This window comes from Serratia sp. AR11 (assembly GCF_056376275.1).
The window spans coordinates 961,098-973,220 of record NZ_CM150739.1 but is presented as its reverse complement, the minus strand read 5'-3'; the positions used below and the strand labels follow the sequence as shown (position 1 = coordinate 973,220).

13 protein-coding genes are annotated in these 12,123 nt (G+C 55.6%); 2 read left to right on the top strand and 11 right to left on the bottom strand.

From position 1 onward, the window contains the following. Positions 1-6: 6 nt before the first annotated feature. Complete coding sequence (gene dinB, locus ACSOSI_RS04605) at positions 7-1,068, bottom strand: DNA polymerase IV (protein ID WP_476706616.1); 1,062 nt, start codon at positions 1,066-1,068, stop codon at positions 7-9. Between the two features lie 197 nt (positions 1,069-1,265). Here dinB and ACSOSI_RS04600 point away from each other — a divergent pair, with 197 nt between their 5' ends. After that, a complete protein-coding gene (locus tag ACSOSI_RS04600; protein ID WP_261099055.1) occupies positions 1,266-2,150 on the top strand; it encodes a glycerophosphodiester phosphodiesterase family protein in 885 nt (294 codons plus the stop codon). Between the two features lie 47 nt (positions 2,151-2,197). Here the strand turns inward: ACSOSI_RS04600 and nqrM are convergent, their stop codons facing one another. The 8 genes from nqrM to ACSOSI_RS04560 are packed head-to-tail and all read right to left on the bottom strand — an operon-like array spanning position 2,198 to position 9,307. Next, complete coding sequence (gene nqrM, locus ACSOSI_RS04595) at positions 2,198-2,425, bottom strand: (Na+)-NQR maturation NqrM (protein WP_476706615.1); 228 nt, start codon at positions 2,423-2,425, stop codon at positions 2,198-2,200. A gap of 10 nt (positions 2,426-2,435) precedes the next feature. Beyond that, on the bottom strand, positions 2,436-3,464 hold the full coding sequence (locus ACSOSI_RS04590) for an FAD:protein FMN transferase (protein WP_476706614.1): 1,029 nt from the start codon (positions 3,462-3,464) through the stop codon (positions 2,436-2,438). Further along, a complete protein-coding gene (gene nqrF / locus ACSOSI_RS04585) occupies positions 3,465-4,688 on the bottom strand; it encodes an NADH:ubiquinone reductase (Na(+)-transporting) subunit F (RefSeq protein ID WP_012005401.1) in 1,224 nt (407 codons plus the stop codon). A gap of 15 nt (positions 4,689-4,703) precedes the next feature. Further along, a complete protein-coding gene (gene nqrE / locus ACSOSI_RS04580; RefSeq protein ID WP_012005400.1) occupies positions 4,704-5,300 on the bottom strand; it encodes an NADH:ubiquinone reductase (Na(+)-transporting) subunit E in 597 nt (198 codons plus the stop codon). Positions 5,301-5,306: 6 nt separating this feature from the next. Continuing rightward, positions 5,307-5,936, bottom strand: a complete 630-nt coding sequence (locus ACSOSI_RS04575; RefSeq protein ID WP_012005399.1) for an NADH:ubiquinone reductase (Na(+)-transporting) subunit D — start codon at positions 5,934-5,936, stop codon at positions 5,307-5,309. Further along, positions 5,929-6,723 carry a Na(+)-translocating NADH-quinone reductase subunit C gene (locus ACSOSI_RS04570; RefSeq protein ID WP_017891735.1) on the bottom strand — a complete coding sequence of 265 codons (795 nt, stop codon included), beginning with the start codon at positions 6,721-6,723 and terminating at the stop codon, positions 5,929-5,931. Before ACSOSI_RS04570 ends, ACSOSI_RS04575 begins: the two co-directional genes overlap by 8 nt. Beyond that, positions 6,713-7,954: an NADH:ubiquinone reductase (Na(+)-transporting) subunit B gene (locus ACSOSI_RS04565; RefSeq protein WP_012005397.1), complete on the bottom strand. Its 1,242-nt coding sequence runs from the start codon at positions 7,952-7,954 to the stop codon at positions 6,713-6,715. The genes ACSOSI_RS04570 and ACSOSI_RS04565 overlap by 11 nt, the downstream gene beginning before the upstream one ends. 3 nt (positions 7,955-7,957) lie before the next feature. Further along, complete coding sequence (locus ACSOSI_RS04560; RefSeq protein ID WP_476706613.1) at positions 7,958-9,307, bottom strand: Na(+)-translocating NADH-quinone reductase subunit A; 1,350 nt, start codon at positions 9,305-9,307, stop codon at positions 7,958-7,960. A gap of 484 nt (positions 9,308-9,791) precedes the next feature. On the opposite strand from ACSOSI_RS04560, the gene dpaA reads away from it, so the two are divergent. Further along, a complete protein-coding gene (gene dpaA, locus ACSOSI_RS04555; protein WP_012005395.1) occupies positions 9,792-10,562 on the top strand; it encodes a peptidoglycan meso-diaminopimelic acid protein amidase in 771 nt (256 codons plus the stop codon). Here the strand turns inward: dpaA and ACSOSI_RS04550 are convergent. Together ACSOSI_RS04550 and lpcA are read right to left on the bottom strand one after the other, a co-directional pair. Continuing rightward, positions 10,494-11,300, bottom strand: a complete 807-nt coding sequence (locus ACSOSI_RS04550; RefSeq protein ID WP_012005394.1) for a class II glutamine amidotransferase — start codon at positions 11,298-11,300, stop codon at positions 10,494-10,496. The genes dpaA and ACSOSI_RS04550 overlap by 69 nt on opposite strands. A gap of 97 nt (positions 11,301-11,397) precedes the next feature. Beyond that, the gene (gene lpcA, locus ACSOSI_RS04545; protein WP_004949058.1) at positions 11,398-11,979 is read right to left on the bottom strand and encodes a D-sedoheptulose 7-phosphate isomerase; all 582 of its coding nucleotides are present in this window, start codon (positions 11,977-11,979) and stop codon (positions 11,398-11,400) included. Positions 11,980-12,123: the final 144 nt, after the last annotated feature.

Genomic DNA, 12,123 nt, shown 5'->3' with positions numbered 1-12,123 from the left:
CCCTTGTTATTCCCAGGGTAGCAGCAGTTGCCGCTCCAGTTGCGGATCCAGCAGCGTCACGTGCAACCCGACCAGTCGCACCCCGCGCCCTTCACGCCGCTCACGCCATACCTGCCGTGCCACGTTGATTAAATCGTCTTTATTCAGTACTGGCCAAACGTGTTCCTGGGTAGTTTGCTGGAAATCCTGAAACTTCAGTTTTACCCCCTGCCGGGCGATGTGCAGATCCGGTTTCACCTTACGCAACCGCAGTTCCAGCTCGGGATAGAGTTTATCGACAATCAACGCTTCGCAGTCTTCCCAGTCATGGATGTCCTCCGCCAAGGTTCGCTCCACCCCCACCGACTTGCGTAACCGCTCTGGCGAAACCTCACGCAGATCAATTCCCTGACAACGCTCCCACAGCACCCGGCCAAATTTGCCGAAGCGCTTTAACAGCGCCGCCAGATCGTACTGCTGCACGTCGACGCAGGTGATCAGCCCCACTTCTTCCAGCCGTTTGGCGGTTACTTTGCCCACGCCAGGGATTTTACTCAGCGGTAACTGCTGTAAAAAAGCCGGCACCTGCGCCGGGGTGATGACGTATTGTCCGTTCGGCTTATTCAACTCTGAGGCAATTTTGGCGAGGAACTTGATCGGCGCGATACCGGCAGAAGCGGTAAGGTTGAGTTCATCGGAGATAGTCTGGCGAATTTGCTCGGCGATCAACGTCGCCGAGCCGTTGCACTGGCGGCAGTCGGTCACGTCCAGATAGGCTTCATCCAGCGACAGCGGTTCAATCAGCGGGGTGTAGCGGGCGAAGATTTCGCGGATATGCTGCGAGGCTTCCTTATACGCCGCCATACGCCCGGGCAGCAGCTTAAGGTGCGGGCAAAGCTTGAGCGCCATCGCCGTCGACATCGCACTGTGCACACCATAGCGGCGTGCAGGATAGTTGGCGGTGCTGATCACCCCACGCCGGTCGGCACTGCCGCCAATTGCCAACGGAATATCGCGCAGGCTGGGATCGTCGCGCATTTCTACCGCCGCGAAGAAGCAGTCCATATCGACATGAATGATTTTACGCATCGCGCCTCCCAATAACACTGTATAAGTATACAGGCAACAATGGAAAGCTCAAGCCTCGGCTCTACTCGGAGAAAACGGGGTTTCACCCAATTATCTTCGACTTGTTAAAAAAGCGTAATTTTTCAATAGTACGCTGTGGCAAATTAGTCGCCACAGTTACTGACAACAATAACTCTACGCACAGGATGGTGCCCTACATGAAAACATTATCGGTCTATTTGTTAGCCTCAGCCTTATCCCTGATATCCCTTGCCGCTACCGCCGCGCCCGCCATTATCGCTCACCGTGGTGGTACCGCCGACGCTCCTGAAAATACCCGCGTCGCCATTGAAACCGCACTGAAAAACGGCGCCGACGCCATCTGGATCACCCTGCAGGAATCCAAAGACGGCGTGATCGTGCTTTACCGCCCTTCGGATCTGAAAGCGCTAACCGATCGGCAGGGATTGGTTTCCGCCTTTACCGCTGCGCAACTGGCGAAAGTTGACGCCGGTTGGTCATTTGCCAAAGGTGAAACCCATCCGTTCCGGGGTAAAGGCATTGGCATTCCACGTTTGGATGAGATCCTCAATGCCTTCCCCAAGGTTAACTTCTATCTGGATATCAAATCCCCAGACGCAGACCCGGCCCAGTTCGGCAAAGCCCTGCTGGCAACGCTGGAAAAAACCAACAGCCTGAACCGCACCCGCGTGTACTCCACCGATGCCAAATATCTGCAGGCGCTGCCGCCGGCGATCAAACGTTTTGAAACCCGCGATGAAACCCGCGACCTGCTGGCGAATATCAGCCTGTCGCATCTGTGTGAGCTGAAGCCAGACCATCAGCAACCGCGCTGGTACGGGCTGGAACTGAAAAGAGAAGTAGAAGTGGTGGAGAAATTTACCCTGGGTGAAGGGCGCTCCAAGGCGTTTCTAACCTGGGATAAAGAATCGATCGACTGCTTCCGTTCGCAAGGCCCGGCGCACATCATCCTGTTCGGCATCAACACCCCGGCAGAATACCAGCAGGCGCTGGCGCTGGGTGTAGACGGGGTTATGGTCAACTCACCGGCTGAAGCCAGGGAGTTTGCCAAGGCCAAATAACCGATTTAAAACGCTGTAAAAAAGGGCGCTGTATGCGCCCCAGTTATTCAGATAATCCGGTGTTTTTCCAACTGTTGCTGGCGCAACGCCTCTTTCTCCAGACGCTTTTTACGCGCATCGCAGGGTTCTGGGCAGTCACAGACTTTATCCATCCCCAACGACGTGATCCCGCCGCAGCTGCCTTGCAGGCTTTTACGCTTGAACACGTACCCCAACGACATCCCGCCGACAATCAGCAGAAACAACACGAAGCTGGCGACAAATACTGTCAACATAGCGACCTCACTAGCTCTTGTTCAAATAAGGTTTGAACGCGTCGGAGTAGCGCTCTTCAAAACCTTTGGTGGTTTTCACAATCATGAACACCGGGATCCCCATCAGGTTCGCCAACGCCATGCCGCGCTCCGGCCCCAATACGTTCAACCCGGTAGACAGACCATCGGCGGCCATACAGGTCGGGCTCAGCACCGTAACCGACACCAGATGATGATGGATCGGCTTGCCGGTAACCGGATCTATGGTGTGCGAATAACGCACGCCGTCCTGTTCGAAGTAGTTGCGATAATCCCCCGAGGTGGCGATCGACATCTCGCCCGGCTGGATCACCAGTTGCGCCTTCTGCTCCATGCCGGCCGTCGGCCGTTCAATGGCGATACGCCACGGTTTTTTCTCACCGTTGTGGCCACGAGTACGGACCTCACCGCCAATATCCACCATGTAGTTCTTAACCTGCTGCGATTGCAGATACTGGGCAATCACATCCACCCCGTAGCCCTTGGCGATCGAGGAGAGATCGACATACAGCTCAGGAATGCTCTTTACCAATGCATTGCCCTGCACCGACAGTTTGTCGATACCGGTCCAGGCGCGGCGGCGCTCCAGTTCGGCAGCGCTCGGCACCTTGTCCGGCCGCCCTTCCGGGCCGAAGCCCCACAGATTAACCAGCGGCCCGACGGTCACGTCCAGCGCGCCGTCGGTGACGCGGTTAATGCGCAGCGCTTCCAGCACCACCTCGGTGGTTGCCGCCGATACCGGGAAGGGTTTATCAACAGCGCGACTGGCGTTGAAGCGGCTCAGTTCAGAGCCTGGCCGGTAGGTGGACATTTGGTCGTTCACCAACTCCAACCGCTTGTCGATCTCCGCCTGTATTTTGGCGGCTGACGGCGTGTCATCACCGGTGACGTAGCGAACTGAATACGATGTCCCCATGGTTTTGCCATCGAGATTGACCTGCTCCGGTCCGCAGCCGGTCAATAACAGGGTGGCGCTGAGCGCCACCGTCGTCATCAACCCCTTCATTGCCCATGCGCGCATTTAGCCACCAAAGTCATCAAGCATGATATTTTCGTCTTCAACGCCCAGGTCTTTCAGCATCTTGATCACTGCGGCGTTCATCATTGGCGGACCGCACATGTAAAACTCACAGTCTTCCGGGGCCGGATGGTTCCGCAGATAGTTCTCCAACAGAACATTATGGATAAAGCCGGTGTAACCCGTCCAGTTATCCTCAGGCTGCGGATCGGAAAGCGCCACATGCCAGGTAAAGTTCTCGTTCTCTGCCTGCAGTTGGTTGAAATCTTCCTCGTAGAACATCTCACGCAGTGAACGCGCGCCGTACCAGAAGGTGATTTTACGCTTCGACTTCAGACGATTGAGCTGGTCAAAGATGTGCGAACGCATCGGTGCCATACCGGCACCACCGCCGATAAAGATCATTTCCGCGTCGGTGTCCTTGGCAAAGAACTCGCCGAACGGCCCGGAAATGGTCACCTTGTCCCCGGCCTTTAACGACCAGATATAAGAGGACATGATGCCCGGCGGCACGTCAGGATCGCGCGGTGGCGGCGTGGCGATACGTACGTTGAGCATAATAATGCCCTTTTCGTCCGGGTAGTTGGCCATCGAGTAGGCACGTACCGTGGTTTCATTCACTACCGAGCGGTAACGGAACAGGTTGAACTTGTCCCAATCGCCACGGTACTCGTCAGGCACGTCAAAATCGGCATAGCTGATGTCGTGTGCCGGCGCTTCGATCTGGATAAACCCACCGGCGCGGAATGGCACGTCTTCCCCATCAGGGATTTTCAGTTTCAGCTCTTTGATAAAAGTGGCTTTGTTATCATTGGAGATAACCTCGCACTCCCACTTTTTCACCCCGAAGATCTCTTCCGGCAGCTCGATTTTCAGGTTCTGCTTCACGTTCACCTGGCAAGCCAGTCGGCAGCCCTCTTTCGCTTCACGCTTGTTGATGTGCGACAGTTCGGTCGGCAGGATATCGCCGCCGCCCTCTTTGATCACCACCCGGCACTGGCCGCAAGAACCGCCGCCACCACAGGCGGACGAAACGAAGATCCCCTGGCTGGAGAGCATGTTCAGCAGCTTGTCACCCGCCGGGGCGGTAAAGCTCTTGTCGAGATCGCCATTAACTTCTACCGCAATGTCACCGGTGTTCACCAGCCTGGATTTGGCGAACAGGATGAGCAACACCAACACCATAACGATGCCGGTAAACATCGCGACGCCTAAAATAATTTCCATAAATTCTTCCCGCCTTTACAACTGAACACCGGAGAAGGACATAAAGCCCAACGCCATCAGCCCGGTGGTGATAAAGGTAATGCCCAGGCCGCGCAACCCTGCGGGGACATTGGCATACTTGAGTTTTTCGCGGATCCCCGCCATCGCGACAATCGCCAACATCCAGCCGGTGCCGGAGCCGAATCCGTACACCACTGATTCAGCGAAGTTGTAGTCACGTTGCACCATGAAGGACACGCCACCGAAGATGGCGCAGTTCACGGTGATAAGCGGCAGGAAAATGCCGAGTGCGTTGTACAGCGACGGGAAGAAGCGATCGAGGATCATCTCCAGAATCTGCACCAGCGCCGCAATCACGCCGATAAAGGTAATGAAGTTGAGGAAGCTCAGATCAACACCTTCCACCAGCGCACCATCACGCAGGATCAGGTTGTAGACCAGGTTGTTCACCGGCACGGAGATCCCGAGCACCAGGGTCACCGCGATGCCCAAACCAAAGGCAGTCGATACCTTCTTCGATACCGCCAGGAAGGTACACATCCCCAGGAAGAACGCCAACGCCATGTTCTCAACGAACACCGCGCGTACAAACAGGCTGATATAATGTTCCATCGGCCATTACTCCTTTTCGATCTGCGCTGGTTTCAGGCTGCGTAGCGCCCAAATCAGCAGGCCGATGATAAAGAACGCGCTCGGTGCCAGCAGGAACAGGCCGTTCGGTTGATACCAGCCGCCGTTCTGCACCGTTTCCAGCACCGGAATGCCAAACAGCTTGCCGGAACCGAACAGCTCACGCAGGAAACCGACCAACACCAGGATCACCCCGTAGCCCAAGCCGTTGCCGATACCGTCCATAAAACTCTCGATCGGTGGCGATTTCATGGCATAGGCTTCGGCGCGCCCCATCACGATACAGTTGGTGATGATCAGGCCGACAAACACCGACAGCTGCTTGGATATCTCGAACGCATAGGCGCGCAGCAACTGATCGACCACAATCACCAACGAGGCGATAATCGCCATCTGCACGATGATGCGCACGCTGTTCGGGATATGGTGGCGGATCAGCGAAATAAAGAAGCTGGAGAACGCGGTAACCAGCGTTACTGCGATGGTCATCACCACCGCCGTTTCCAGCTTGGTGGTCACCGCCAACGCAGAACAGACACCCAGCACCTGCAAGGCAATTGGGTTGTTGTCGAACAACGGCCCTAAAAGGACCCGTTTAATCTCTTTGGAATCAGCCATTTTTCAGCGCTCCTTCACGAACTTTTTGCAGGAACGGGCCAAAGCCGTGCTCGCCCAACCAGAAGTCAAAAGTATGCTGCACGCCGTTGGAGGTCAGCGTGGCACCGGACAAACCGTCCACCCCATGCTCATCCCCCTGACGCGCCCCGCCTTTCACTACGCGGATCGCCGGTTTGCCGCTGTCATCAAACAGCTTTTTACCGATCCACTGCTGGCGCCAGCCGGCATTTTCGACCTCACCACCCAGCCCCGGAGTTTCCCCTTGCTGGTAGTAAGTGATGCCCTTCACCGTGTTGCCGTCGTTATCCAGCGCCACAAAGGCATACATCATCGACCACAGGCCGGTACCGTAGACCGGCAGCACGATTTTGTTCACTGCACCGCTGTCGTCACGTACCAGGTAGATTTCCGCCTGGTTGCTACGGCGTTTGATACCGGCCGGGTCGTCGGCCGCCGGTAGCGCTACGCTTTTGGCGTTATCACGCAGGGCTGCGGGCAGATCGAACGCCGTCGCGTTACCCGCAACAAATTCACCGCTGTTCAAATCCAGCAGGCGCGGTTCAATACGTTGGGTGAACAGCGTCTTGACTTGCTCGCCTTCCATTTTCGGCTGCAGCAAACCGGCCACGTCGAGAATATTGCGCTGTTTGTCGAGCAACTTCTGTTCTTGCTGTTTGGACTTCAGGCCGACGGCGGAACCCGCCACCACCACAGAACACACCAGGCACAGCAGCAGTACCACCAGCAGCGTTTTACCGATGCTGTCGTTTTTAGATTCATTCGCCACGGGCTTTTCTCCGCTTGATGTTGGCCTGCACCACCAGGTAATCGAACAGCGGCGCGAACAGGTTGGCGAACAGGATCGCCAGCATCATGCCTTCCGGATAGGCCGGATTGACCACCCGGATCAGCACGCACATCACGCCAATCAGAATGCCGTACCACCATTTCCCCTTGTTGGTGAACGAGGCGGAAACCGGATCGGTAGCCATAAAGATCATGCCGAAGGCGAAGCCGCCCAACACCAGGTGCCAGTACCAAGGCATGGCAAACAGCGGGTTGGTGGTAGAGCCGATACTGTTGAACAGGAAGGCGGTAGCCATCATGCCGAGCATCACGCCGGCGACAATGCGCCAGGAAGCTACGCGGCCAAACAGGATTATCGCTCCGCCGAGCAGGATCATCAGCGTGGAGACTTCACCCACCGAGCCGGGAATGTTGCCGAGGAACGCATCCATCCAACTGATGGACTGGCCGGTAGCCACGTTGCTCAGGCTGTGTGCCCCGCCCGCGCTCCACTGTGCCAGCGGCGTCGCGCCAGAGAAACCGTCGGCGGAGGTCCACACCAGGTCACCGGAAATCTGCGCCGGATAAGCAAAGAACAGGAACGCGCGCCCCGCCAAGGCCGGGTTAAGGAAGTTGCGTCCGGTACCGCCAAATATCTCTTTCGCCACCACTACGCCGAAGGTGATCCCCAGCGCGGCCTGCCACAGCGGCAGCGTGGGCGGCACAATCAGTGCAAACAGGATTGAGGTGACGAAGAAGCCTTCGTTAATCTCATGTTTGCGAATGACCGCGAACAGCACCTCCCAGAAACCACCCACCAGGAACACCACGGCGTAAATCGGCAGGAAATAGCAGGCGCCCAGCACCATTTTGCTGATCCAGCCCGCGTCCGCCGCCAGTGATGCCCCCAGCCATTGTGCCAACCGATAGTGCCAATCCCCCGCCAGCACCTGCTGTAGTTGATCGCCACTGTAAAGGTGGTGCAATGCCGGAATGGCCTGTTGGCCGACATTGTACATGCCCCAGAACATCGCCGGGAATACCGCCAGCCACACCAGGATCATCATACGTTTCAGATCGATGGCATCGCGCACGTGCGAAGCCCCGCGCGTCACCAAACCAGGGGTATAGAACACCGTGGTAGTCGCTTCAAACAGCGGGTACCACTTTTCCAGCTTGCCGCCCGGTGTGAAGTGATGCTCGATTTTTTCAAAAAAGTTCTTCAGGCCCATCGGTTATCCTTCCTGCTCAATCTTGGTCAGCACATCGCGCAGCACCGGAGCGTATTCATACTTGCCGGGGCAAACGAAGGTGCACAGCGCCAGATCTTCTTCATCCAGCTCCAGACAGCCCAACGCCTGTGCGCTGTCGCTGTCACCCGCCAGCAGGTCGCGCAGCAGCAGGGTCGGCAGGATATCCAGCGGCATTACCCGCTCGTAGTTGCCAATCGGCACCATTGCACGCTCACCGCCGTGGGTGGTGGTCGAGAAGGCGAACAGTTTGTTCTTCAGGAAATGGCCCAGCGTAGTACGGGTGATGGAAAATTTATCCGGTGATGGCGCGATCCAACCAAACAGCTCTTTATCACGCCCTTCCTGCAGTACGGAAACCAGCGAATGGAAACGGCCGAGGTAAGCGTTCGGCCCGGCAACGTGGGTGCCGCTCAGCACCGAACCGGAAATCACCCGGTTCTCACCGGCTTTCAGACGCCCGGCGGTCAGTTCGTCGATGCTGGCGCCCAACCGGGTGCGCAGCAACACCGGCTGTTCCACCTGCGGCCCGGCCAGTGCCACCACCCGACGGGTATCGAGTTTGCCGGTGGTGAACAAGGTGCCGATGGCGATCGCATCCTGATAGCCGATATGCCAGACGGTTTTTTTCAAACTGACCGGCTCGAGGAAATGAATATGGGTGCCCACCAACCCGGCAGGATGTGGACCGGCGAATTCGTTATAGGTCACCTGCGCATCGGGTTGTTTGCCCAGGTTCGCGCCCGCGGCATGGCAAACGTGCACCTTGCCGTCGGTAAGCCTGGCCAATACCGCCAGTCCGGCGTTGAACGCTGCCAACTGCTCGGCGATGATCACCTGCGGATCGGCAGCCAGCGGCTGGCTGTCCATGGCGGTAACAAAAATGGCACGTGGAGTGCTACCCGGTGCAGGCGTTTTACTGAATGGGCGGGTACGTAGCGCAGTCCACAGACCGCTGGCGAGTAATTCGCTTTCGACCTGTTCCCGCGGCAGCATCGCCAGTTCGGCAACCGGATAATGAGCAAACTCCAGTTGCTCATCGCCGCCATTTTCAACGGCGATAACTACCGACTGCAATACGCGCCGTTCACCGCGGTTGATCGAAAGAATACGGCCACTGGCGGGAGCGGTGAAGAAAACCCCGGGGGTCTTTTTATCTTCGAACAGCGCCTGGCCTTTCTTAATGCTCTCGCCTTCCTGCACCAGCATAGACGGGCGCATTCCGACATAATCTTCCCCAAGCAGGGCGACATGCTGAATGATTGGGCCGTCCTGAATCGCCTGAGCCGGAGCTCCGGCAATGGGCAGATCTAACCCTTTTCTGATTTTAATCATAGGATTTATACGATGTTGGTTAGTTTCACACGTCTTACCGGCCCCAGAGGCTGGTGCTGACGATGCCTGGATGATGAGGCCGCTTCGGCAGCCTCTGGGTTGAGCGAAACGGCATCACGCTCAACATGAAATCTTTCGCACTGACAAAATGGGGTAACGTACATTCCGTTGATTAACTCCTGCGTCCATTTTTTGCGCGCTAATTCGAGGCGGAATATTAACATTTTTCACAACATTTTTCTGTGTCAGGCAGTGACCTGAGTCAAGCAAACACAATTAAATTTCGGCTGTTTCGCCCCACTAATCGTTAAAATCTGCCTGTCGATTCACTTTTATCGAAGTTTGTAGTTTTTTTATACACAACACATATTGCTAAAAAAGAACACACTGGTAATCTGACGGTGTTTTAAGACCGTAAAACAATAATCAGTGGCATGTTGGCCAAGTGCATTGAGCCAGCAGATAAATATAAGCAGGAATAATAATGAGCAAAATCGCGTTGTTGTTTGCGATGCTTTTTTCTATGCCGATGATCACGGCCTGCAGCGCCAGCGAGCAGGTTCCCGAGGTTCCGGTAGTTAAGCAGCAATTAGTAGGGTCACCGGTCTATATTCAGATCTTCAAAGAGGAACGCACGCTGGAATTGTATGCCAAAATGGGCAACGAATTCCGTCTGGTGAACTCTTTCCAAATCTGTAATTTCTCCGGCGGCCTCGGCCCGAAACGCCGTGAAGGTGACTTTAAGAGTCCGGAAGGCTTTTATAGCGTTGACGCGCGTCATCTGAAACCCGACAGCAAGTATTATCGAGCCATTAATATCGGTTTTCCGAATGATTACGATAAATCACAGGGTTATTCCGGCGCTTATCTGATGATCCACGGTGAATGTAAATCTATTGGGTGTTATGCAATGACCAACACCTATATGGATGAGATTTATCGCTACGTCGAAGCCGCATTTGCTTACGGCCAGAGCCGGATTGATATCAGTATCTATCCGTTCCGCATGACCGACAAGAACCTGAAACGTCACAGCTCATCGAGCTACATCGCCTTCTGGCGCCAGCTGAAGCCAGGTTATGACTACTTCGTCAAAAATCACCAGCCGCCGATGGTCAGCGTAGCCAATGGCCAGTACGTGTTGGGTCAGCCCGTGCTGAGCAGCGGCCAGATGACGCAGTATGCGTCAACCACGGCTCCCACTGTCAGTACCAATCCCTTCGCTCAGACCAAGCCGCTCACCGAAGTGAAATAGTGCGAATTCACCTGGCGCAATCTTGTGCCAGGTTTCATTCGCCGTCAGCGGCTGGGTAGCAATCACCGTGACCACATCGTTAGGCGTGGTCTGCTGCTGAAAATCAATCTCTACGTCCTGATCGAGCAGCGTGGCTTTGCCAAACGGCGCGCGACGCGTGATCCAGTACAGGTTGGTCGAACAATAAGCCATCACAAAGCGCCCATCCGACAGCAACATATTGAATACCCCCTTCTGACGCAGTTGATCCGCCAGCAAAGCGATATAACGGAAAACTGGCGGCCAACGGCTCGGGGTGCGCGGATATTTCAGGGAAAGCTGATGCAGCAGCCAGCAGAAAGCGTATTCGCTGTCAGTCTGGCCAACCGGGCGGAAGGTGCCGGTTTCCAACTGACGGTAGCCTTTCAACTGGCCATTGTGCGCGTAGGTCCAGTTACGGCCCCACAGTTCACGGGTAAAGGGATGGGTATTTTCCAGCGCCACTTCACCGCGATTGGCCTGGCGGATATGCGATACCACCGCACAGGATTTGATCGGGTATTCCTGCACCAGACGGGCGATCGGCGAGTCGAAACTCGGCTGGGGATCCTTAAACGTGCGGCAACCGTTCCCTTCGTAGAAGGTAATGCCCCAACCATCTTTATGTGGCCCGGTACGGCCACCGCGCTGAACCAGCCCGGTAAAGCTAAAGCAAATATCGGTCGGTACGTTTGCGCTCATCCCGAGCAGTTCACACATCGCCAGCACTCCTTAACCACACTGACACCGTTTATTCGGGCGCGGCCTGCTGCACCCCGGTGCATTATTAACGGGGGCAATATGCCCCCTAAAGCCGTTAAGCCTTAACCATCTCTTTTTCAATCAGCTGAATCAAGATGTGGATCGCTTTGATATGAATTTCCTGAATGCGGTCTGCGTAACCGAAGTGCGGTACGCGGATTTCCACATCGGCAGAACCGGCCATTTTGCCGCCGTCTTTGCCGGTCAGGGTGATCACTTTCATCCCTTTGGCACGTGCAGCTTCGATGGCTTTAATAATGTTGCCGGAATTGCCGGAGGTGGAAATGCCCAGCAAGACGTCGCCTTCACGACCTACCGCTTCCACATAGCGTGAAAACACATACTCGTAACCAAAGTCGTTGCTGACGCAAGACAGATGGCTAACGTCGGAAATGGCAATCGCCGGATAACCCGGACGGTTTTCACGGTAGCGGCCGGTCAACTCTTCGGCAAAGTGCATCGCGTCACAGTGGGAGCCACCGTTACCGCAAGAAATGACTTTCCCGCCGGCTTTAAAGGAATCGGCCAGCAGCACTGCTGCGCGTTGGATGGCGTCGATATTGGCGTCGTCATTGATAAATTTCGCCAGGGTATCGGCCGCTTCGTTCAGTTCACTGCGAATAAGGTCGTGGTACATGAGGAACCTCTTGTTATCGTCAATCTTCCGCTCCGCAGTGTAACGGATCGGGGAAAAACCGAGAAGCATTGTCAGTCAAACAGCAGCCTGGTTGAGGCCGCGATGAGGTTTTTGATGATTGATGCGGTCAGTTTGTGACTTAAG

Bases quoted from the DNA above. Each gene is read 5' to 3' on its own strand.
- dpaA (WP_012005395.1), top strand. From the start codon at position 9,792: ATGAGCAAAATCGCGTTGTTGTTTGCGATGCTTTTTTCTATGCCGATG.
- ACSOSI_RS04560 (WP_476706613.1), bottom strand. From the start codon at position 9,307: ATGATTAAAATCAGAAAAGGGTTAGATCTGCCCATTGCCGGAGCTCCG.
- ACSOSI_RS04590 (WP_476706614.1), bottom strand. From the start codon at position 3,464: ATGCGCGCATGGGCAATGAAGGGGTTGATGACGACGGTGGCGCTCAGC.
- nqrM (WP_476706615.1), bottom strand. From the start codon at position 2,425: ATGTTGACAGTATTTGTCGCCAGCTTCGTGTTGTTTCTGCTGATTGTC.
- nqrE (WP_012005400.1), bottom strand. From the start codon at position 5,300: ATGGAACATTATATCAGCCTGTTTGTACGCGCGGTGTTCGTTGAGAAC.
- ACSOSI_RS04565 (WP_012005397.1), bottom strand. From the start codon at position 7,954: ATGGGCCTGAAGAACTTTTTTGAAAAAATCGAGCATCACTTCACACCG.
- ACSOSI_RS04600 (WP_261099055.1), top strand. From the start codon at position 1,266: ATGAAAACATTATCGGTCTATTTGTTAGCCTCAGCCTTATCCCTGATA.
- lpcA (WP_004949058.1), bottom strand. From the start codon at position 11,979: ATGTACCACGACCTTATTCGCAGTGAACTGAACGAAGCGGCCGATACC.
- ACSOSI_RS04550 (WP_012005394.1), bottom strand. From the start codon at position 11,300: ATGTGTGAACTGCTCGGGATGAGCGCAAACGTACCGACCGATATTTGC.
- ACSOSI_RS04575 (WP_012005399.1), bottom strand. From the start codon at position 5,936: ATGGCTGATTCCAAAGAGATTAAACGGGTCCTTTTAGGGCCGTTGTTC.
- nqrF (WP_012005401.1), bottom strand. From the start codon at position 4,688: ATGGAAATTATTTTAGGCGTCGCGATGTTTACCGGCATCGTTATGGTG.
- dinB (WP_476706616.1), bottom strand. From the start codon at position 1,068: ATGCGTAAAATCATTCATGTCGATATGGACTGCTTCTTCGCGGCGGTA.